The following is a 20,892-nucleotide window of genomic DNA, read 5'->3' as shown; positions in this document are numbered from 1 at the left end:
GACCGGTTGAGTCTTCACACTTACTCACATCAATAAACTCGCAACCGCGCCGGTCGAGCGCCAGTGTGCGCCGCAGTGTTGGTGACCCGTCGGAGCGTTGTCATATGTTACCTCGTGCTTTGCCCCCATTTACCTGGGAGACCGCAGCAGCAAGGGTCCGTTCCATGGAAGACAGTTGGAACGACCGCAATCCAGCTCGCGTGGCGCTTGGCTACTCGATCGATAGCATCTGGCGAATCCGTCTTGAGTGCTTTTCCGGACGTGGCGCCATTGAGGCGTTCCTCGCACGCAAATGGGTGAGGGAACTGGACTACCGGCTTGTCAACGAACTCTGGGCTTTCACCGGCAACCGGATAGCCGTGCGGTTCGCGTGCGAATACCACGATAATCACGGCAGGTGGTTCAGGGGTTCCGGAAACGAGAGCTGGGAGTTCGATCAGGATGGTCTGATCCGGCTGTGGATCGCCTGTATCGACGATCATCCGATCGGTGAGGCCGACCGCATGTTTTTTTGGCCATTGGGACGCAGGCCCGACGATCACCCCGAACTCAGCGATTTCGATCTTTAGTCCAAGGTATGGCCGGGAAACGTGTGTAGCGGCCATCTGAAAAGATCGTGGTAAAGCCAAATATCTAAAGTGCGATGACGGTTCAACCTGATCTCATCGCGCTTTAGGTGTTCAGTGCCGCGGTTTGCGACGACGCGTTCGAAGTCCTGAGAGGTTCGGCCGCGCGGCGCAGGATTTCATGCAGCCATTCATGAGACGGATCACCGTCGGCGCGCTGATGCCAAAGTAGCCTTACTTCAACAGGAGTGGTCGGGTAGGGCAGTTCATGCGTTGCGATAGGGTATCTCGCCGCGAACGCGTTGGCCAGGGGCCGGGGAACGATCGCCGCGAGCTCGCTGTCTTCGAGCAGCGCCGGCAGGGCCAGAAAGTGCGGCAAGGAGACCGCAATCCGCGGTGGGCGGTCGCTGTCGCCGAGCGCGCGCTCCAATGCGGAGCGGTCATACATCTCCGACCTCCTCGCGAGCCCACGTTCGGAAATGAAGCCGCCGATCGCCCCTTCCTGTTCGCCGCCAAAGGACACGACGACCAGCGGAAGCTCGGAAAATGTCTCCTTGTCCAGCTTGGCCAGCTTGTGCTTTGCCGAGACGATCAGGACGTCGTCATATTCGAACAGGAAGCTCGACCGAAAGCGATCCGGAGGTGCGGAAAAAACGCCAATGGCGACATCGACGCGTCCGAGGTCAATCTGTTCGGCCAGATCGATTCGGGTGACAGGTTTGATGACGAGGTCAATCGAGGGCGCCTCCCGGCCGATTATCGACAGGAGCGGCGAGGCCAGCACCATGGTGGTGAAATCGTTGGCAGCCAGCGTAAATTGCTTGGTGGAGCTCGCCGGGTTGAACTTCGGAAGCTCGACTGCGGCCTCGAGAGAGCGGAGCGCCTCTCGGACAAGGGGGGCCATCGCGAGCGCCCGGCTGGTCGGCTGCATGCCTGTTGCCGTACGGACGAAAAGGTCATCGTCCAGCATCTCGCGCAACCGCGCCAGCGAATGGCTCACGGCAGATTGGCTGAGGGCAACCTTCTGGCTAGCGCGCAGGACGCTGCGTTCCTCCATCACTGCATCGAAGACCTTCAGAAGATTGAGGTCCAATGTCTTGAACGAGACTGACACGACTGCAATCCCTTGATCATGCAGCAGAGGCTTCGGCCGGCCTCCCGCAGCCAGAAGTTAGAACCAGGCGCCCGGAGATCGCAATCGGCGTTCCAATTGATTTCCGCTCATTTTGAATCTGCAATAGTTGCACTTCCATCCGTCGGCGGCCGGTTCTTAATTGCCTGACGGCGGCGGCCAGGAACCGCCGCCCGGAGAATGACATCCGGACGGGAGGAAAATGATCATGGGCAGCAGAGAGGAGCTTATTCAATGCAGCATTCCGTTTCTGCGGGAGGTCAAGGACATGACCCCCAGCGCGAAAATGGAAGAATGGCTCAACGCGACGTATGGCGAGAGGAGCGAGCTCTACAACGATCTGTCGCGTTTGATAAAAATCGGCGTAGCGGAAGGCTGGGCCGCCAATCAGGAAGTCGACGGACCCAACTACCGCCGCAGCCGGATATTGGAACCCGGGCCGGAAACGTTCCATTTCAGCATCACGGCCGTTTATATGAACAGCAAGGCTCCCCATCGCTTCATTGACGAGGACGAAAACGAGGTGTTGCGGGGACAATATCACGGACACCCCTACGGCGAGTTGAATCTCGTTGTCCCGCTCGATACGGGCGCTCAGCTGAAGGGCCTGCAGGGATGGCAGGGGCCGGGCTGGACCGCGCCGGATCCCGGAAGCCGCCACTATCCGGAGGTCAGGGGGGGTGCGGTCATCGCGCTGTTCTATTTGCCGGCTGGTCGGATTTCCTACGATTTCCCCGCTCCGTCTTGAGTCTACACTCCAATCGTCTTCCATAGAAGATAGATGAAGCGAAATTGAGCAATTGAACAGTAGACAGGATGAGCATGCACAGATTGCACTTGTGAAGGGCTCCGTTTGATGGTGATGGAAGCCGGGTGCGCTCGTGGGTGCGTACCTCCCGAGACTGCTGCAGTTGCAGCCGCCCGCCGTTTTTTCGCAAATGGCGGGNGTTATTTTTTCGGCTTGAAGACCGAAAGCGGTGCGGGGTCGCGGCTGGGAGGCGGTGGCACTTTTCCATCGACGTCGGTGAAACCGTATTCAGTCGCCAGTTCCGAGGCGAGCAGGATCGTTCCTGTCCTCGCGATGACGTTGGGGTCGGCGGCGAGGGCGGCAACTGCACGACCGACGAAGACAGGCGTTTCGCCGCGCTCGGCAATCAGCCTGGCCAGGGCCGGTGGAACGCGGTCAGGCTGTGCCGCAAGCTTCTCGCTCCTGATATAGCCCGGCCAGATCGAGACGGCCGTAATGCCATGGGGCTCGAGCTCATGCGCCATATCACGCGCCATGCGGTCGACGCCCGATTTCTGGACCCCGAATGGCACGTTGAACGTATAGCGAATGCCGCCACCGGAAGAGGTGTTGACGATGAGGCCGCTCTTCTGCGGCAGCATCAGGGGCACGGCGTATTGGCTGGCGACGAAGTGAGAGCGCAAGCCGACCGTATGCATCATGTCCCAAACGGAGACCGGAACCTTCCAGAACGGCACGTTGACCGGCATGACATTGGGTGCGCCGAAGACGTTGTTTACCAGAACGTCCAGTCTGCCGTAGTCGGCCCTGATGCGGTCGAATACGTCTTTGACCGAAGCGTCGTCGGAATGGTCGCAGAGCAGGCCGAGGCCTTCGCCGCCGTTCTGCCTGATAGCCTCGAGCGTCTCGTCCAGCGAACCCGGCCATTCCGACGTACCGCTTGCTCGTGTCCGCGCGGTGACAACGACGGTCGCCCCGGCCTCCGCGAGTCCGATGGCGACGCCTTTTCCCACACCGCGGCTTCCGCCCGTCACCAATGCGATGCGGCCTCCCAGTCGCTGACTGCTCATCATGTCCCCCAACTTGCGGCTTCGCTCCCGTCAGGACCGAAGCGTTGACAATAAATCTTCCATGGAAGATAATAGCGTTGTAGTTTCGCTCAGGTCAACAAGGATGCAACAATGGTTACCAGGGAAGAAAACGAGCTCTTGTGTCGGGTCACGGGCGATGCTCCGATGGGACGAATGCTGCGCCAGCACTACTGGCTGCCTGCGGTTCTTTCGGTCAGGGTGCGAAAGGGCGAAGCGCCTGTCAGGGTGAAGCTGTTCGGCCGGAATTTCGTGGCTTTCCGTGGCGCCGACGGAAAGGTGGGCTTCCTTGACGAGGCCTGCCCGCATCGCGGCGCGTCGCTGGCGCTCGCGCGCGTGGAAGACTGTTCGCTCCGATGCCTGTTTCACGGCTGGAAGATCGGCGCGAGCGGCGAGGTGCTCGAGGTTCCGAACGAGCCGAACAGCCCCAAGGAGTTCGCAAAGACTATTAAGGTGAAGCATTATCCGACCCGCGAAGGCGCCGGTCTGGTCTGGGTGTGGCTTGGCGAGGGCAATGCTCCGCCGGCTCCCGATTTCGAATGGATGGATCTGCCGCCGGAGCAGGTCTACGTCGCGGGCATAGAACTCAATGCAAACTGGTTGCAAGGCGTCGAAGCGACCATCGACTCCTCGCATATCGCGCTGCTCCACCAAAGCTGGACCACCACGTCGGCAACGGACTTCGGCGCGACGCGCGAGAATACCGCGGTCAACTACGAGTTCGAGAAGAAGGAATACGGCTTCCGTGCCGCAGCGCTTCGACCGGCATCCGATGGATCCTGCCTCGCGCGGGTTACCGAGTTTGTCATGCCCTATTACGGACTGATCCCGCCGATCTACTCCGGAGCCCAGCAAGACCGCACAGCCATCATCGCGGTGCCGATCGACGATGAAAATCTGATCCAATGGTACATCTATTACAATCCTGAGAAGCCGGTGGATTCCTGGCGCAAAACCCAGCGCGCCAATCAATGGCCGATGGCGGGCGGACTCCCGGGCGACCGGAGCAGCAATTGGGGTCAGAACCGTCAGATCATGGATGCTGGCAACAGCACCGGATTCCACGAAATCGTCATCGAGGATTTCGTCGTGATGGTCAGCATGGGACCGATCGTCGATCGCTCGCAGGAGTATCTCTGCTCGGCAGACCAGGCGATTGTGAGAGTACGGCGCCAGTTGCTGGACGAGGTCCGCGGCTTCACGAACGGCAAGGAGCCGAAGAGCGGCCAGGGTGAAAGCATGTCATACAAGGATATTCGTGCCGTCGGCGGAAGATTGGCCTCGGCATCCGACGACTGGAGACTAATTCCCCGATAGTCCGTCTGTTCATCGGGCGCCGCTGCGGCCGGCGCCCGACTTCATTCAGGAAGAAAAATGTCTGAAACCTGGCAACACATATGCCCCGCCGTCAAGCTTGGCGAGGGCGAGTCCCTGGGATTCAAGTTCGGGGAGCAGCGACTGGCCCTCTACCGGGTCGACGACCAGATCTTCGCGACCGACGATGTCTGCCCGCACGCATTTGCACTTCTGTCGACCGGATTTCTGGATGGGCATGTGATTGAATGCCCGTTGCATGCGGGAATGTTCGACGTGCGCACCGGAAAATGCACCTCGGGCGGCTACCGGGATGTCAGGACCTTCGCGGTCGAAGTCCGGGAAGGGGAGATTTACATCAATCTCGAAACCCGGGCGGCCGAGCAAGGATGAGACGATGAGAGGGCGGCCGCCTTGAACGCGAGGACCGGCGGCCGCTTGGCGAATTGCCATAGCTCATCACTGAGCGCTGAGTGTACCAGACAAGGGCACCCAGTGAGCCCCGTCGAAGCGCTCGGGTCTCAGCGACTTGATCAGACGATAGTCTTCGGGCGTCGTATTCACGCTGATACCGGGAATGAGGCCAGGAAGCTGCACGTCCTTCAATGATGTCGCTTGTTTCATGATATTCTGGGGCGAGACGTCCGACCCGCAGGCCTCGATGACCTTGCGCATGAGAACGGCAACGTTCCAGCCTGAGAAGTTCAACTGGTCTGTGATGTCCCCATCGGGATAGTACTTTTTCATGAAATCGAGCCACTCGAGGTAGCCAGGGTCATTGGCCCATTCGGGATCATCGATGGCCTTTGTCGGCGTGGCCGAGATGGCGCCTTTGGCGTATTCCAATCCGGCCGGCCGCAAGATGGTCGCCACGAAATTGCTGCCGATCGGAAGGAATTGTTGCGCGTGCCAACCCAGTTCACCGGCTTTGCGGATCGCTTGGGACGTGAATTTTCCGGTCGATGCATTCAGGAAGACGTTCGCGTTCGAACTGGCCAATGCAATGACCTGCGATTCTACGGTCGGTGAGGTCACTTCGTAGGAGGATGCGGCGACAATTTTGGCCTGGGGGTCGAGCCGGGCCAGCTCAGCCTTGAAGCTTCGCAGGTATTCTCGCCCGTAGTCGTCGTTCTGGTAAAGGACGGCAACACGCGCGTGAGGGATCGTTTCCGACACGAGCCGCGCATAGAGCGTTGCCTCGGTGCTGAACAAGGTCATTCCCGACATTGTATACGGGCTTGCTTTCGGATCCGCGAACCGGTCGCTGGCGGCATAGACGAACAGCTGCGGGATTTTCTTCGCGTTGAGGTGTTTCTGGACCGCCGCGTTCTGTGCGGTGCCTACGCTACCGAATATGGCGACGGCTTGATCGCTTTCGACCAATCGCCTGGTCTGCTCGACGGCTTTCGGCGGACTGTAGCCATCGTCGAGCGAGATCAGCTTGATCTTGCGCCCGTTGATGCCGCCCTGGTCGTTTATCATCTGGAAGTATCGGGTTTGCACCTTTCCGACCGAACTTAACGCCGAGGCAGGCCCGCTGTATGGCATCGTCTGCCCGAGAATGAGTTCGTCATCGCCTGCCTGTGCGTCCGACCCGGAGAACGAGTACGCCATCACCACCAATACAAGACTTAATTTCCGCGAGAACATGACTTGCCTCTGAGCTTATACCTTCCAAGGAAATTACTTCCTAGGAAGATATATTTGTCAAGGTTGCATTGTCGGCCGCGCCATTGGCCATTAGGCTATGTGGCAACTCCCGGTTTCTTGGCTGGCCGTCGAGCCGTTTCGCTGATGCGAAATGATGCAGGGGGTGCTAGGAAGAGCGTCTTGATACGTGTCGAGCAGCCAAGGAAACTGAGACCCATGACCAGGAAGAGCGCGGCCCGCAATTCGGCGCGGATCGCCGCGACGGCGTCCGAGGGCACTTCCCTTTATGATGACATCGAATCGGCCTGGCTGGAGCAGCGCCCCGATCTCGACATGGCGATGGCCTGCACGCTGCTTCGGCTCGAGCGGGTCAATCAGTTCCATGAGATGCGGGTTCAGGAGATATCCAACAAGGTCGGTTTGAACACCGGCGATTTGCATGTGCTGCTCGCGCTCCGACGCTCGGGAAAGCCCTATGAGCTGCGACCGACGGATCTATTCCGGGCCTTGCTGGTCACGTCAGGTGCAGTCACAAAGCGCGTGGCGCGGCTCCAGGAGACGGGTCTTATTCTCAGGGTTTCGGCGAATGACGACGGCCGCTCGGAGTTGGTCCGTCTCACGGCCAAGGGCCTTGCGATCGCCGATCGCGCGATCGGCGAGATTGCAAAGGGGGTCGCCCGCGTAAAGGAGGCGAGCGGCCTGACCGATGCCGAGCTTGCCGTCTTAGATCGCTGCTTGCGAAAGCTGTTGGCGCTAGAAACCAGAAAAAATCGTTAGGTGCGGGCCTTTTCCGCAGCCTTCAGCAGGACTTTGAGGTCAAACGACTCGTCTGTCGCCTGCTCCAGGGAAGGCGACATGCCGTTGGCGATGAGACGCCGCGCGGCCATTTGATCGCCGGGCCGGTTGACGCTCTCGACCGCGATCAACTTCGATTGCCTGAAGTAGAAGACCGAAAATCGTCCTCCCTCGACTGGGCCCCGCACGGCCATCTGATCGAAGCGGCCGCAAAGGCCGACCATCTGCAGCTTGACGTCGTACTGATCGGACCAGAAGCGCGGCACGCTCTCGTAGGGCTCGTATTGACCCGCGATTGCGAGTCCCGCGGCTCTGGCCTGATCCTGCGCGTTGTGCACTGATTCCAGCCTGATCCAACCCTCGGCGAACCGATTATAGTGATTGGCGCAGTCGCCGGCGGCGAAAATGTTCGTTGCTTCGCTCCGTCCGTGCGCGTCGACCACGACGCCATTGGCGCAGTTCAGGCCTGCACGCCTGGCGAGTTCGTCGTTGGCGATTCCTCCAATACCGACCAATACGAGATCCGCCCGAAGTTTGGTGCCGCTTGCCAAGACGATTGCGGTAACGCGTCCGTGCTGGCTCTCGATGGATGCCACTATGTCCCCGAAACGGATCTCGACGCCGTGCTGCTGATGAACATCGCGCAGATAGCTGGAAACGAGCGGAGAAATAGCCCGCTCCAGAAGGCGCGAACCGCTCTCGACGACAGTTACCTTTTTTCCGAGCTTGGCCGCTGATGCCGCGACTTCGAGGCCGATGAAGCCGCCGCCGACAATCACGATTTCGGCGGTCCGCTTTAAGCGGGCTTTCAGATCGACGGCATCGGTAAGGGACCGGAGATAACAAATTCCCTCGACCTCAGCATCAGCTACAGCCAGCCGACGCGCCCGGGATCCCGTTGCGATGACAAGCTCGTCAAATTGCAGCGTCGAGTCACCATCCAACGCGACGCGCCGGTCGCGGCGATCGATCTCCGTGGCCTGGTTTCCCAAAACCAGCTCGATCCCTGAAATGTCAAAGAAGGCCTTGTCGCGCAAAATCAGATTCTGTTCGGCCATTTTGTTTAGCAGGAAGTCCTTTGACAGCGGTGGTTTCTCATAGGGGAGCCAGTGTTCATCAGTCACCACCGTCACGGGTTTGGTATAGCCCGCCTCGCGCGCGGTGAGCGCGGCCTGAATGCCGGCGTAGGATCCTCCGATAACGACCAGTCCGCTCATGATGCACCCGCATGTCTGACCTGTGACAGGCTAAAGAAGGACATTTATAGGAGTATATTATCTTCCTAGGAAGAGAAATTATGATTGCGGTTGGAAAATATGACGTGTTTGCGGCCGATTGGCGCCGGAGAAATTGCAGATGTAGCTTGCTCCGCGCGCCTTGTAACGGGCGGGTAAGGCCGCCGCGTCATGATTTCTCGACAGATGTCCGCCGGAGAGCGCTGATGCTGGATCGTGACTAGTTCTTCGCTGACTGTGAGCATGCAGTCGCAGAGGGTCCCACTGTGCAGGAAATCGCGGCCCGGTGGGATGGTGATAGCCGCCGGCCAAACGAATCGGCTGGACCCGAAACGAAAAGCCTGCGCCTTGGCAAGCCTTTTGAGGTGAGGTCGAGAACGAACATCTGCATCGACTGATGCGTTACGGTTGTAACCTAAATTGTTGCGCGGAAATTGCCGCGCAACACAGCCAGTCTATCTCCTGTCCGAGGGGGAATGCGCCGTCTCAAGTTGATGGCTTCCGAGTTGCCCGCGCCCGGGCATCGGTTGTTTTCGATCTCGGAATATGAGGACAGAGTGGGGTTACTGTTTCGTTTGTTCATGCTGGTGGCGGTTGCGCTCCTGCCGGCAATCGCGATTCAATCCTATAACGAATTTGCCTTGCGTCGCTCACGGGAAGCCGAAGTGCAGGAGCAGGCTCTCAGCCTTTCCAGGATCGCCGCGGCGGAAATACAGCAGTCCGTGGAAGGCGTCCGGGATGTCCTCATCGCGCTTTCGGAACTGCCGGCAATCAAGGCGAGGAATACGGAAGCCTGCAATGCGTATCTTTCGGCCATCAAGCGGCGCTATCCGGCATTTCTCTCGTTTCTCGTTGTCGACATGAACGGCCAGTCCTTGTGTGCTGTCGATGGCCGAAAGACGAATGTCGCCGGGCGCGCCTATTTCGCGAATGCAATAAAGACCGGCCAATTGTCGATTGGCGAGTTCTCGATCGGCCGCATGACCGGGCGCCATGTGCTCCAGTTTGCTTTGCCGTTCTATGGTGACGAAAGCGCCATGGCCGGCGTCATTGTCGCGCCTCTCGATCTGGAATGGCTGGCTACGTTCGTCGCGCAGTTGGGAGTTCCCACGGGAGCCGCTCTTGGCATTACCGACCGTAACGGCACCTATCTTGCGCGCTCGCCCGACAATGGCGCGTTCGTCGGCCGGAAGATGCCGAACGATCTTTACGCGCAGCTGCGGAAACCAGGCACGATTGCGGCTCGCGACCTCGACGGCATGGAGCGGATCATCGGCTCATCGCCGGTGATGGCGGATTCCGGTGGGCTTCTGGTGACCGTCGGTCTCGATCGGATGCGGGCATTCGCGGGAATCGAGCGGCGTACGGAGCTCGGCATCGTCCTCATCCTCTTGAGCACGTCGCTCGTGCTGCTCCTCACATGGTTTGGCGCCCGCCGTTTCATCGATGAGCCGCTTGGGCGGCTGGTCGACGGGGCGAACCAGCTCCGGCTTGGCGACTATGCCCGACGTGTGAAAATTCCGGACACGCAGCCGGAAATTGCCAGGGTCGCCGACGCCTTCAATTCGATGGCAGATGTGCTTCAAGAGCGCGAGCGCGAGCTCTGCCAGGCAAAGGAGAGAGCCGAGGAAGCGGCAGCTCGTATCACGACCCTCTTCGAGAGTACGATTGACTGCGTTCTCATCGTCGATCGGAATTGGCGCATCACATATCTCAACGAACGAGCGCGAGTGCAGCTCGTCGGACGACGTGATGTCGTGGGGGCCGACTTCTGGGAGACGTTCAACGAGGTCGTCGATTTTGACCTGACAGATCTGTTTCGCAAGGCGATGTTGGGACAGCGCCAGACCTGCTTTGAAGCATTCTGTACCCCGAGCGGAGTATGGTATGAGATTAACGCGTTTCCGTCCGGTGAGGGCTTGGCCCTTCTGCTGCGCGACATCAGCGAGCACAGGTCGGCGGTGGAGGCGCGCCGCCAGATGGAGGAGCAGCTTCATCAGAGCCAGAAGATGGAAGCCGTCGGTCAGCTGACGGGAGGCGTGGCGCACGATTTCAATAATCTGCTGATGATTGTTGCTGGAAACCTCGAGATGATCGAGGAGCAAGCTGCCGATCCTGACTGTGTGCGGCGGCTTGCGGCAGTTGCCCGGAAGGCCGCTGACCGGGGCACGGCAGTGACCAGCCAGCTACTTGTCTTTTCGCGCCGCCAAGAGCTGAATCCGCGGCCGGTCTACGCGGATCACCTCATCAGGGATTTCGATGAGCTGATCCGGCGTGCGCTGGGAGACCGGTGCGAGCTCAGAATATCCGCCGACGAGCGCCTGTGGCCGTGCCATGTGGATCCCGGTCAACTTCAGACCGCGCTCCTCAACCTGGCCGTCAATGGGCGCGATGCGATGCCAGATGGTGGTGTCCTCGCGATTGAGGCGCGAAACGTCACCGTAGATGAACATGCGATTGGCGTTGAGGCCGGATCCTATGTCAGGATTTCCCTGACAGATACAGGGAGCGGTATGACATCCGATGTGCTCGATCGGGCGTTTGAGCCATTCTTCACGACAAAGGATGTGGGAAGGGGGACCGGGCTCGGCCTCAGCATGGTCTATGGATTTGTTCGGCAGTCGGGTGGCCATATCACTATCAAGAGTGCGCCCGGAAACGGGACGACCGTCAGCCTCTATCTGCCCCGGTCGTCCCAAGTGCTCGATGCGAATGGGCCAATGGTTCGGGCGCAGAAGGCTTCCACCGATTCCGGTCGAGTGCTCCTGGTCGAGGATGATGACGATGTTCTGGACGTCACATCTTCGATGTTGGGCAGGCTTGGGTATCAGGTCGTTTGCGCCCGTAGCGGCATAGAGGCCATCCGCATGCTCAAATCGGATAAGGAATTCGATCTCCTGTTCACGGATGTGTTGATGCCACAGGGCGTGAATGGCATCGAGCTCGCCCGCGAAGCCAGAAAGATTTGCAATGGCATCAAAGTGCTGCTTGCATCCGGCAACGCGACGGATGTGCTCGCCAGGCACGGGGCAGTCGACGAGTTTCCGATCATTGGTAAGCCTTTTCGTCGATCGGAGCTGGCGCAGCACCTGCAGGTGGTCATGGGCGATGCATGATGTCGGGCCCGATCGCAAATCGGGCCGACGTTGTTGGCCCGTGAGTTGCTGAAGCTTTGGCACAAGCCCCGCATAGATCCGTTTGCGGGCCGCGATTATCAGCTTGTCTGATTGGACGGATTAGCCTCAGAATCTTGTAGCCATTTCAGCAAGGCGCCGATGTGCGTTCTCGCGTGCCGACCGAATCGGCTCAGGCGCCCCAGTCGTGGGACCGATCGCCACGAAGCGCACATCCTTGACGCCGACGAAGCGGAGCGCCTCGCGCAAATAGGGCGTCGCCATGTCAGTGCGGCCGCGGTTCATGCCGGTAGTGTAGTCGCTGCCGCTGGCGAGGATAACGAGCGTCGGCCGGTCCTTGAGCAGGGGCACATAGCCGTCGGACGGATCAAAGCGGAACGTCAATCCGGGCTGGATGATGATGTCGAACCATTGCTTCAGCTTGTACGGAATGCCGAAGTTCCACATCGGGGTGGAGATCAGCACGCGCTCGGCGAGCGAGAAGCGGACGGCAATGCGTTCTGCGACGGCAAACTGATCACGCTGCGCATCCGTGAAGGTCATCCCCTTGATGCGAGCGTATTTGGCTTCGAGAAGGGCGCCCGCAAACTCCGGCAGGCGTTCTCGCCACAAGTCCATGACGTCGACGTCCCAATCCGGCCGCGCCTGGCGAAAGCGATCGAGAAAGACCCGCGCTCCGGCCGCCGATTCGGAATCGGCGCGCGGCGAGCAGGCGAGGTGCAGGAGCTTGGGCATCGGTGGCCTTCACTCACCCCAGCGCCTTGATGACTGTATCGGCATTGGTGACGACGGAGACATTCTGCAGGGCGAAGTTGATCGAGGCGTTGTGCCACTCGGCATTCATGGTCGAACAGCAGTCCTCCGGCGTAACCATGAAGTAGCCCTTGTCTGCGCCGGTGCGCGCGGTGTGCTCGACGGACATGTTCGTCCATGCACCGGTGTTGACGATGAAGTCGCGGCCGGTGGCCTTGAGAATCGTCTCAAGCCGCGTGCCTTCCCAGGCGCTCATGCGCATTTTCTCGACGATGAAATCGCCGGGCCGCGGCTCCAGTCCGGACACAGGCGCTGCGCCCCAGCTGCCGCGCACCATCGCCTTGCTGTCAACCAGCCCCTCGAACAACGGCGCATTCAAGGTGACGCCGGGCGCGCCGGGCTCGACAACGAACCAGACATGAATAATGACGACGCCGCGAGCCCGCGCGGCATCGGCTAGACGGCGGACGTTGTCGACCACGTGCTGTTGCCGCGCATGTGCCGGTGCGCCGGATTCCGCAAACGCGCCGCCATCCATGATGACGTCGTTCTGCAGGTCCTGGATAATCATCGCGCAGCGCTGTGGATCCAGCCGCATATCGCCCTCCGTCATCTTGGGCGTCTGTGCGGACGAAGCAGCACCGGTGCCGCGTTTGGCGCTCATATAGGGCTCATGGCGCGGGCCGACCTTGGTCGGGATCGCATAAACCGAATGGGTCGCCGTCAGATAAAGGGTGCGGAAGTCGGCACCGCCCCAGGCGAGATTGGCGACGAGCTCAGGGACACGGACTTTCCCGAGCAACTCTCCATTTGGCGAATAGACCCACACGCCGCCGGGCGCGGTGACCCAGACGTTGCCGCGCTGATCGCACTTCATGCCATCAGGCACGCCGGGCTCGAGCTCGGAGCGGATGCCGCTGGCAAAGACACGCGAATTGGTAAGAGAGCCATCGGCTTGCACATCGAACACACGGATCAGAGCCTGCGTGGTGTCGTTGGCATAGAGCCGCCGTTCGTCCGGCGAAAAACACAGGCCGTTGGGCTGGTCGAACAAGTCGCGATCGACCAGCAGCCTCGGCTCACCGCCGCCGGGCGGTACCCGATACACGCCCTGGAAGCCGAGCTGGCGCGGCCGCTCGACGCCATAGACCGGCATGCGTCCGTACCAGGGATCGGAAAAATAGATCGCGCCGGAGGAATGCACGCAGACATCGTTGGGGCTGTTGAGCTCCTGTCCCTGGAAATGTGAGGCGAGCACCTCGCGCCGCCCATCGCGGCGTTCGCGAATGAGTGATGACGTGGCGTGCTCGCAGACGATCAGATTGAGCTCCGCGTCATAGGTCATTCCATTGCATTTGTTCGAGGGGCGCTTGACCTCGGCGACACCGCGCTGCGCGTCCCAACGCCTTCGCACGTCGGCCGGCATATCTGAGAACAACAGGTGGTGGTCGACCGGATGCCAGATCGGACCCTCGGTAAACTCAAAGCCCGTGCCAACCTGGCCGACTGGCGCATAGGGATCGATGAGGTTTTCGAATTCGCTCCGCAGGGTGACGTGTGTCATCGGTCGGTCCTCGCAAGCTCAGGCGGGAAACCAATCGCGCCGCGGCAGGGTCTGAACGATGGGGCCGGGCACCTGGTCATGCAGCCGTCCGACGACCGTGCCGCCTTCGATTTTTGCTGGTCTGTCGTGAACCGGAAGGAGATAGCGCGCGTTGCTGAGCAGCTTCTTGATCGCGGCCTTTTCGGCGCGTTTGCTGGTGCCGTGATTGCCCGTGGTGCGCGGCTCCCAATCCTGGATTTCGTTGAAGGGCGTGACGATCTGGTCGTTGAAATCGTAGATCACGTCGCCGCAGATCGTCGCAATGCCGTCGGCGGTGTGGACGTGGATGTTCATCGAGCCCTCGGTGTGCGCATTGGCGGCCTCGCAATAGACGCCCGGCATCAGTTCGATCGGACCGGTCAGATCGAGATCGAGGAAACGCAGCGCGCCTTTGGTGTGCAGGCGATCGACGAGATGCTTGATGTCCGGCGCCGGATATTGCGGATGCATCAACCCGGAGACGGAATATTCCAGCTCGCGGCGATTGAGTACGACGGTCGTGTTCATCGGAAACAGATCGTCCTTCCCGGCGTGATCGATATGCAAATGTGTATGACAGACAAAGCGTACGTCGCCCATCCGCACGCCGTGACGGGCAAGCTGGTTCTCGATCATATTCTCATGGAATTGCAGGCCGCGCATGCCGAGCGTTTCCATGATCTGATTGGAGCGGTAGCCGGTATCGACCAACACCGGATAGGGGCCGCCGAGGATCAGAAAGCCCAACGTCAGGACGCGGCGCGTCCGGCCGCAGTCGCGGCCGAGGACAAGGAAGCTCGATTCGAGCTCGATATCGCCATAGTCCAGGATTTTGATCTCCAGCGGCATCCGATTCCTCCCCGATTGCTGTCTGTTGTCACGCCACAGCCGCTCTTAAGAACTTAGGCGGTAGACACGCGTGGCCGTTGTCCTGAAGATCGCCTCGCGCTGATCCGCGCCAAGCGGTGTGGCCGCGGCAAGATAGGCGTCCACCAGGCTGCGGTAGCTGGTCCACAATTTCTCGATCGGGAAGTTCGAGCCGAACATGCAGCGCTCGGCGCCGAAGATCGCAACCGTCTGATTCAGCAGGTCGGCCACATGCCCGGGATCGTTGCGATGCACAAACGTGCCGAGACCCGACAGCTTTGACACGACGTTCGGGCAAGCGGCGAGCTGCTCCATGCCGGCGCGCCAGGCGGAGCGGCCTTCGGGCGAAAGGTCCTCAAGCATGCCGGCGTGTTGCAGGATAAAGGTGATCCCCGGACAGGCCTGGGCGAGGGCGGCGGCACCCGCCATTTGCCGCGCGAAGACTTGCAGATCGAAGCTCCAGCCGTAGTCGGCGAGATGCGCAATGTTGCGCCGGATTGTGGGATCGGCGCAAAGATCGGGGCTCTCCGCAAAGCGGTACAACGGGTTGTCGTGCCAGTGCAACTGCATGCGCGTGCCGCGCACAAGCGGATAGCGCGCAAGGCGGTCGAGCTGGGGACGGACGTCGTCGACGGAGAAATTGGCATAAGCGACAATCGCGTGCGGCCAGCCGTGCTCGTCGGCGGTCTGCTGCACCCACGCGGCTTCATCCTCGAAGTCCTCCCTGGCCCAATTGGTCTGCACATAGACCGAGCCTGTCACGCCTGAGCTTGCGAGATCGTCGAGATATTCCTGGATGGTGTAGTCACGCCGGATCGGTTCATAGGGACCAAAGATACGCGGTTGCATAGGGCCGGACAGCCAGGGGAGGTCGGCCTGACGCCAGATGTGATGATGCGCGTCGACGATCCCCGTCATGCCGCTTTCCTAGATCCAAGTGATAGCAGGTGTGAAACGACCGCTGCGCTCGATCCGCCATCGACCATGTCGTCGACGAACGGCGCTATCGCAATCAGCGCCTCGGTTTGCGGAAGAAAGCCGGTGGTGGTCGCGAGCGGGGTGAGCCAGCTGAGCCGCCAGGCGCGCCGCGACAGCTTCGCGGCCGCATCGCGCAAGCTTGCGGGATCGCCGCGTTCCAGTCCGTCCGAGATGACGACGACCACGGCGCCACGTGCATAGCCGGCAAATCGCGGCACGGCCAAAAAGGCTTGCAGCGCGTCGCCGATCCGGGTGCCGCCATCCCAGTCGCTGACGAGATGCGCCGCGGCATTCAGCGCCTGTTCCCGGCGCTTCAGGCGGAGCGCGCGGGTGACACGGGTCAGTCGCGTGCTGAAGGTGAAGACCTCGATATTGGCGACGGCTTGCGCAAGCGTATGGGCAAGCCGCATGTTCTCCTCGGTCCGCGCCTTCATCGATCCAGACACGTCGATCAGCAGGAGAATCCGGCGCAGCCGCGTCCGTCGCCGCAGCCGTGCCAGATGCAGGATCTCGCCGTCGCTTCGTACCGATTCACGCAAGGTGTGGCGAAGGTCAGCCCAAGGACCGCGCCGTGCCCGCTTGTGCCGATACCCGCGCCGCCGCGGCAGGCGGGACGGTGCCTCGCGGGATAGGCGGCGCAAGGCATCGGCGGTCGCACCTCGCGCGAAGCGGCGCTGGACGAGGGCTTCGGCGCGCGTCGCGGTCAGGCCTGATTCGTTCGCCTCGTCCGCAAGCAGCGGCTCCTCGTCACCGCCGCCTTCTTCCTGCAGGCGGACGAGCTCCTCGTCCTCGGCGTTGTCGGCAGCGAGCTGCTCGTGGCCGATAAAGTGGATATCGAACAGCCGGTGATAGGTGGCTTGTCGCTCGGGCGGCGGTGCCAGCGTCGCTAGCCCGGCCTGACGGATGTCAGCGAGGCTCTTTGGACCCAGAAGTTCGATCGCAGCGAGGAACGTGGTGGTCTGCTCCGGCGCAACCGCAAAGCCGTTGGCGCGCAACAGTGCGACGAATGTGACGAAGACGCGCGCTACGGGTGGCAGTTTGGCTTCGTCGCTCATGCGGCTGCCTCCGCGATCAGGGCGTCCAGCCGCGGCGACATGAAGCGCAGGTCCTCTTCATCCTTCAGCGCGAGGCCGATGGAGCGCCTGAAGGCATCCGGCCAGCGCGCGCCCCGTTGATGCAACACGGTTGCCGCCTCCGCCCAGTCGACGGCCTCGGCAATTCCGGGCGCCTTGGTCAGGGGCTCGCGCCGCAGCTTGCCGACAGCCGCGACGACCGCGCGCGCTGTCGATTCGGCGACGCTTGATGCCCTCATCATCACGATGCGCGCCTCGCGCTCCGCCGTGGGATAGTCGATCCAGTGATAGACGCAGCGACGCCGCAGCGCCTCGTGAAGATCGCGCGTGCGGTTCGAGGTCAGCACGACGACGGGACGTTCGGACGCACGAACCGTGCCGCGCTCGGGGATGGAGATCTGGAAGTCGGAGAGAAATTCGAGCAGAAAGGCTTCGAACTCCTGGTCGGCACGGTCGATCTCATCGATCAGGAGTACGGCGGAGTCAGCGGCGCGCAAAGCCGCGAGCATCGGCCGCTCAATGAGAAATGACTCGCCGTAGATATCGATGCTCTCGTCGCCCGCTTGGCGGATCGCGAGCATCTGGCGCGGATAGTTCCACTCGTAGAGGGCAGCGGCCGCGTCGATCCCCTCGTAGCATTGCAGGCGGATCAGGCGACGGCACAGCACCGCAGCGATGGCCTTGGCCGCTTCCGTCTTCCCGACCCCCGGTGCGCCTTCCAGCAACAGCGGCTTGCCCAGCGCGAGTCCAAGATAGGCAGCGGTCGCAAGCCCCTCGTCGGCGAGATAATAGGCCGCGCGCAGCGCCTTCTCCAGCGCCTCCGGACTATCGATGCCGACGATATTGCTGCGAACCGCCATCGTCCGCGACCTCAGCGCCGCGCCTGCGGCTGCGCGCCGCCTTGTGCCTTGATCGCCCGCAACACCCGTTCGGGCGTGATTGGCAATTCATCGATACGTACGCCGACGGCATTGAAGATCGCATTCGCGACCGCGGGCAGCACCGGATTGGCGCACATCTCGCCGGGGCCCTTGGCACCGAACGGCCCGTCGGCCGCGGGGCGCTCCAGCACGGCGATATCGTGCGGGCAGATATCGCCGGGTCCCGGCATCAGATATTCGACGAAGTCGCGTGGTCCGTGGCTTGAATCAGGATAATACGGCTCCGTCGTCTCGTAGAGCGTATGGCTGATGCCCATCCAGGCCCCGCCGACCAGCTGCTGCTCGACCAGCCGTGGGTTGAGGGCGCGACCGAGCTCATAGGCACTGTCCATGCGGATCATGGCAACGTCGCCGGTCTCGTCGTCAACCTCGACCTCGGCGACGAGGCAGGCATGTGCATAGCACGTCGCCGGCGACATCTCTCCGGTCTCAGGATCGACGTCGGACAGCGGCACCAGGAAGATGCCGCGTCCCGAGATCGTCTTGCCCTGCTTGAATTGTGCGGCGATCGCGACGTCCTTTGTCGAAATTGACCGATGCGGAGCGCCCTTGACGTGAATATTGCCGCGTCCGTCGGTCTCGAGATCGGCAGCATTGACCTCAAGCTCCTCGGCTGCTGCTTCCATCATGACGCCCCGCGCTTCCTTGGCCGCCGCCATCACCGCATTGCCGACGCGATGGGTACCGCGCGAGGCGAACGAGCCCATGCAATGCGGTCCGGTGTCGGAATCGGCGGTATCGACATAGACGTCCTCGACCGGTACGCCGAGGGTCTCGGCACAGATCTGGCGCGTGACCGACTTCATGCCCTGGCCGAGGTCGATTGAGGACAGCGAAACCGTGAACTTGCCGCTGGGGTTGGAATGGACCAGCGCCTGGCTGGGATCGCCGCCGAGATTCATGCCGATCGGGTAGTTGATCGAGGCGATGCCGCGTCCGCGATGCTTTGCCATCTCAGCGCCTCCTGGTGCCGAACACAGAGGAGAAACGGGTCGCGCCATGCGACGGCGTCTGCGGGCGCGGAGGAGGGGGTGGGGGCGGCGAAGGGGAAGGAGGCGGCGGTGGCTCTCGTGACGTCGTCGCGGGTAGCCTATCGTAAACGGTGCGTTGCGAGGCAGCCGCAACAGACGCAGCATGCGCTTCGCGCGGCGTTGGCGGGACAGTAGCCCGTGCGCCACCGCCCCCTTGGCGTGATGAGGCGCGCTTGAACTCCTCGCGCAGCGGCCACTTGGCCTTTTCGGCGGCAACCTGGACGCATTCGATCAGCGCCGTGTTCTTGGCCTCGCGCCTGTGCGCCTTCATGTCACCGTCCCGATAGGCGTTGAGAATGCGAAACTCCATCGGATCCATGCCGACGAGATGCGCAAGCTTGTCCATCTGGCACTCGATGGCAAAGTCCATCGCGGTGACACCGAAGCCGCGCATCGCGGTGGCGGGTGTCCGGTTCGTGAAGACGCAATAGACGTCGCCATAGACATTGGGAATCGTGTACGGCCCTGGCAGATGCGCGGCACATTTTACCGCGGCATAGCTGGATAGCCGGGTATAGGCGCCGCTATCGAAATAGGCGCGGATCTTGCGCGCCACGACGCGTCCATCGCGCATCACGCCGTCCTTGATGTAGATGCGCTCGGCACCGCGCGGCGGGCCATATTGCATTTCCTCCTCGCGCCCGAGCAGGTAGCGCACCGGCCGTCCTGTCAGCATCGCCGCGAGAATGCAGAGCGGCTCGGTGATTGTGTCGACCTTGCCGCCAAACCCGCCACCCACGGTGCCACCGATGAAGTGGAAAGTGTTTGAAGGCACGTCCAGAACTTTCGCGCAGGTGTCGACGGAGAAAAAGAGCGCCTGTGTCGAGGTGTAGACCGTGTAACGGCCATTGGTGTCGGGTGCTGTGATCGAGCCGTTGGTCTCGGTCGGCGCGTGCTCGATCGGTGACATCTGGTAACGTTGCTCCAGCACGTGATCGGCCTGCGCGAGGCCTCGCTCGACGTCGCCGAAACGCAGTTTCTGATGATCGTATTTTTCGTAGTAGATGAACGCGTTCTTTGGATAAGTCTCGTTGACGACAGGCGCGCCAGGCTTCAGCGCATCCTCGACGTCAAACACGGTCGGCAGCGGCTCGTAGTCGACCCGTACTTTTGCCACGGCCTCGTAGGCTTCGCGCGGGCTGTCGGCGACAACAGCGACAATCGGCTCTCCCTTGTAACGGACCTTGTCGACCGCAAGCGACGGTTCGTCGTCCTTGCCGAAATTGATCAGGCTCAAAAGCGTATTGAGATTACGCGGTACATCGGCGCCACGGATGATGCGTCGTACGCCCGGCGATCGCTCGGCCTCCGTCGTCTCGATGCGGCGCAGGCGGGCATGCGAATGCGTGCTGCGCACGACCTTCAAATGCAGCATGCCCTGCAGCTTGTGATCATCGAAATAGGTCGAGGTGCCGGTGACATGGCCGAGCATGTCCTGCCGCTGCGTGCCCTTGCCGATCTCCTTCAAATTGTCATCCCGCTCGTCGGCGAAGATGTCCTTGCGCAGTTCCAGCATTGTCTTGTCCTCTAGGCCCGGGCGCGGTTGCCTGCGGCGGCGAGCACGGCGTTGATGATCGGCTCATAGCCGGTGCAGCGGCAGATATTGCCCGAAATTGCTTCGACCACCTCGGCGCGGCTCGGCTGTGGATTGCGGTCGAGCAGCGCTTTTGCCGCCATCAGCATCCCGGGTGTGCAGTAGCCGCATTGGGCGGCAAAATTGTCGGCAAAGGCGCGTTGCAGCGGATGCAGATTAGGGCCTTCCTTCAACCCATCGAGCGTCTCGACCGAGCGTCCTGCGGCGGTTTCGGCCAAGGTCAGGCAGGCCAGGTGAAGTTCGCCGTCGATCAGTACGCTGCACGCGCCGCAGCCGCCCTGGCCGCAGCCGAATTTCGGCGTCATGTCGCCGATCAGCTCGCGCAGTGCGACCAGGAGATTGGTGCCGCCGTCGACGAAGATCGCGACATCGCGGCCGTTGTGACGAAATTGCAGGGCAGTCTTGGACATG

At 61.4% G+C, this 20,892-nt stretch carries 19 protein-coding genes; 6 read left to right on the top strand and 13 right to left on the bottom strand.

What is annotated here, in order from left to right; genetic code table 11:
- The first annotated feature begins 104 nt into the window (after positions 1 to 104).
- Positions 105 to 569 carry a DUF1348 family protein gene (locus A3AI_RS0130150; protein ID WP_024519155.1) on the top strand — a complete coding sequence of 155 codons (465 nt, stop codon included), beginning with the start codon at positions 105 to 107 and terminating at the stop codon, positions 567 to 569.
- A 103-nt stretch (positions 570 to 672) separates the two neighbouring features.
- Here the strand turns inward: A3AI_RS0130150 and A3AI_RS0130145 are convergent, their stop codons facing one another.
- Entirely contained in the window at positions 673 to 1,680 is a 1,008-nt protein-coding gene (locus A3AI_RS0130145) for a LysR family transcriptional regulator (protein WP_024519154.1), read from the bottom strand.
- A 226-nt stretch (positions 1,681 to 1,906) separates the two neighbouring features.
- Here A3AI_RS0130145 and A3AI_RS0130140 point away from each other — a divergent pair, with 226 nt between their 5' ends.
- The gene (locus tag A3AI_RS0130140; RefSeq protein WP_024519153.1) at positions 1,907 to 2,446 is read left to right on the top strand and encodes a 4-hydroxylaminobenzoate lyase; all 540 of its coding nucleotides are present in this window, start codon (positions 1,907 to 1,909) and stop codon (positions 2,444 to 2,446) included.
- A 200-nt stretch (positions 2,447 to 2,646) separates the two neighbouring features.
- Here A3AI_RS0130140 and A3AI_RS0130135 read toward each other — a convergent pair whose 3' ends face one another.
- Positions 2,647 to 3,516: an SDR family NAD(P)-dependent oxidoreductase gene (locus tag A3AI_RS0130135; RefSeq protein ID WP_024519152.1), complete on the bottom strand. Its 870-nt coding sequence runs from the start codon at positions 3,514 to 3,516 to the stop codon at positions 2,647 to 2,649.
- Positions 3,517 to 3,627: 111 nt separating this feature from the next.
- On the opposite strand from A3AI_RS0130135, the gene A3AI_RS0130130 reads away from it, so the two are divergent.
- A complete protein-coding gene (locus tag A3AI_RS0130130; RefSeq protein WP_024519151.1) occupies positions 3,628 to 4,851 on the top strand; it encodes a Rieske 2Fe-2S domain-containing protein in 1,224 nt (407 codons plus the stop codon).
- 57 nt (positions 4,852 to 4,908) lie between these two features.
- The gene (locus tag A3AI_RS0130125; RefSeq protein WP_024519150.1) at positions 4,909 to 5,241 is read left to right on the top strand and encodes a non-heme iron oxygenase ferredoxin subunit; all 333 of its coding nucleotides are present in this window, start codon (positions 4,909 to 4,911) and stop codon (positions 5,239 to 5,241) included.
- 66 nt (positions 5,242 to 5,307) lie between these two features.
- Here the strand turns inward: A3AI_RS0130125 and A3AI_RS0130120 are convergent, their stop codons facing one another.
- Entirely contained in the window at positions 5,308 to 6,498 is a 1,191-nt protein-coding gene (locus A3AI_RS0130120) for an ABC transporter substrate-binding protein (protein WP_024519149.1), read from the bottom strand.
- 216 nt (positions 6,499 to 6,714) lie between these two features.
- Between A3AI_RS0130120 and A3AI_RS0130115 the strand changes: the two genes are divergently transcribed.
- The gene (locus A3AI_RS0130115; protein ID WP_024519148.1) at positions 6,715 to 7,275 is read left to right on the top strand and encodes a MarR family winged helix-turn-helix transcriptional regulator; all 561 of its coding nucleotides are present in this window, start codon (positions 6,715 to 6,717) and stop codon (positions 7,273 to 7,275) included.
- Here A3AI_RS0130115 and A3AI_RS0130110 read toward each other — a convergent pair.
- A complete protein-coding gene (locus A3AI_RS0130110) occupies positions 7,272 to 8,510 on the bottom strand; it encodes an NAD(P)/FAD-dependent oxidoreductase (RefSeq protein WP_024519147.1) in 1,239 nt (412 codons plus the stop codon). The genes A3AI_RS0130115 and A3AI_RS0130110 overlap by 4 nt on opposite strands.
- Positions 8,511 to 9,034: 524 nt before the next feature.
- Between A3AI_RS0130110 and A3AI_RS0130105 the strand changes: the two genes are divergently transcribed.
- Positions 9,035 to 11,644, top strand: a complete 2,610-nt coding sequence (locus tag A3AI_RS0130105; protein WP_245286980.1) for an ATP-binding protein — start codon at positions 9,035 to 9,037, stop codon at positions 11,642 to 11,644.
- Between the two features lie 126 nt (positions 11,645 to 11,770).
- Here the strand turns inward: A3AI_RS0130105 and A3AI_RS0130100 are convergent, their stop codons facing one another.
- From A3AI_RS0130100 to A3AI_RS0130060, 9 genes are read right to left on the bottom strand one after another with little or no spacing between them, the layout of a single operon-like run.
- Positions 11,771 to 12,397, bottom strand: coding sequence for an FMN-dependent NADH-azoreductase (locus tag A3AI_RS0130100; protein ID WP_024519145.1), 627 nt, complete (start codon positions 12,395 to 12,397; stop codon positions 11,771 to 11,773).
- Positions 12,398 to 12,410: 13 nt separating this feature from the next.
- Positions 12,411 to 13,979: an isochorismatase family protein gene (locus A3AI_RS0130095; RefSeq protein WP_024519144.1), complete on the bottom strand. Its 1,569-nt coding sequence runs from the start codon at positions 13,977 to 13,979 to the stop codon at positions 12,411 to 12,413.
- Positions 13,980 to 13,997: 18 nt separating this feature from the next.
- Positions 13,998 to 14,846: an MBL fold metallo-hydrolase gene (locus A3AI_RS0130090; protein WP_024519143.1), complete on the bottom strand. Its 849-nt coding sequence runs from the start codon at positions 14,844 to 14,846 to the stop codon at positions 13,998 to 14,000.
- A gap of 45 nt (positions 14,847 to 14,891) precedes the next feature.
- On the bottom strand, positions 14,892 to 15,782 hold the full coding sequence (locus tag A3AI_RS0130085; protein ID WP_024519142.1) for an amidohydrolase family protein: 891 nt from the start codon (positions 15,780 to 15,782) through the stop codon (positions 14,892 to 14,894).
- On the bottom strand, positions 15,779 to 16,897 hold the full coding sequence (locus A3AI_RS0130080; RefSeq protein ID WP_024519141.1) for a vWA domain-containing protein: 1,119 nt from the start codon (positions 16,895 to 16,897) through the stop codon (positions 15,779 to 15,781). Before A3AI_RS0130080 ends, A3AI_RS0130085 begins: the two co-directional genes overlap by 4 nt.
- Positions 16,894 to 17,775 carry an AAA family ATPase gene (locus tag A3AI_RS0130075; RefSeq protein ID WP_024519140.1) on the bottom strand — a complete coding sequence of 294 codons (882 nt, stop codon included), beginning with the start codon at positions 17,773 to 17,775 and terminating at the stop codon, positions 16,894 to 16,896. The genes A3AI_RS0130080 and A3AI_RS0130075 overlap by 4 nt, the downstream gene beginning before the upstream one ends.
- 11 nt (positions 17,776 to 17,786) lie before the next feature.
- A complete protein-coding gene (locus tag A3AI_RS0130070) occupies positions 17,787 to 18,809 on the bottom strand; it encodes a xanthine dehydrogenase family protein molybdopterin-binding subunit (RefSeq protein WP_024519139.1) in 1,023 nt (340 codons plus the stop codon).
- Between the two features lies 1 nt (position 18,810).
- Complete coding sequence (locus A3AI_RS0130065) at positions 18,811 to 20,403, bottom strand: xanthine dehydrogenase family protein molybdopterin-binding subunit (protein ID WP_024519138.1); 1,593 nt, start codon at positions 20,401 to 20,403, stop codon at positions 18,811 to 18,813.
- An 11-nt stretch (positions 20,404 to 20,414) separates the two neighbouring features.
- Entirely contained in the window at positions 20,415 to 20,891 is a 477-nt protein-coding gene (locus A3AI_RS0130060; protein ID WP_024519137.1) for a (2Fe-2S)-binding protein, read from the bottom strand.
- Position 20,892 lies beyond the last annotated feature (1 nt).

The sequence above is a fragment of the Bradyrhizobium sp. Tv2a-2 genome, assembly GCF_000472425.1.
Taxonomy (GTDB): Bacteria; Pseudomonadota; Alphaproteobacteria; order Rhizobiales; family Xanthobacteraceae; genus Bradyrhizobium.
Note: the sequence above shows the minus strand (reverse complement) of the source record. Positions and strands in the feature narration are given on the sequence as shown.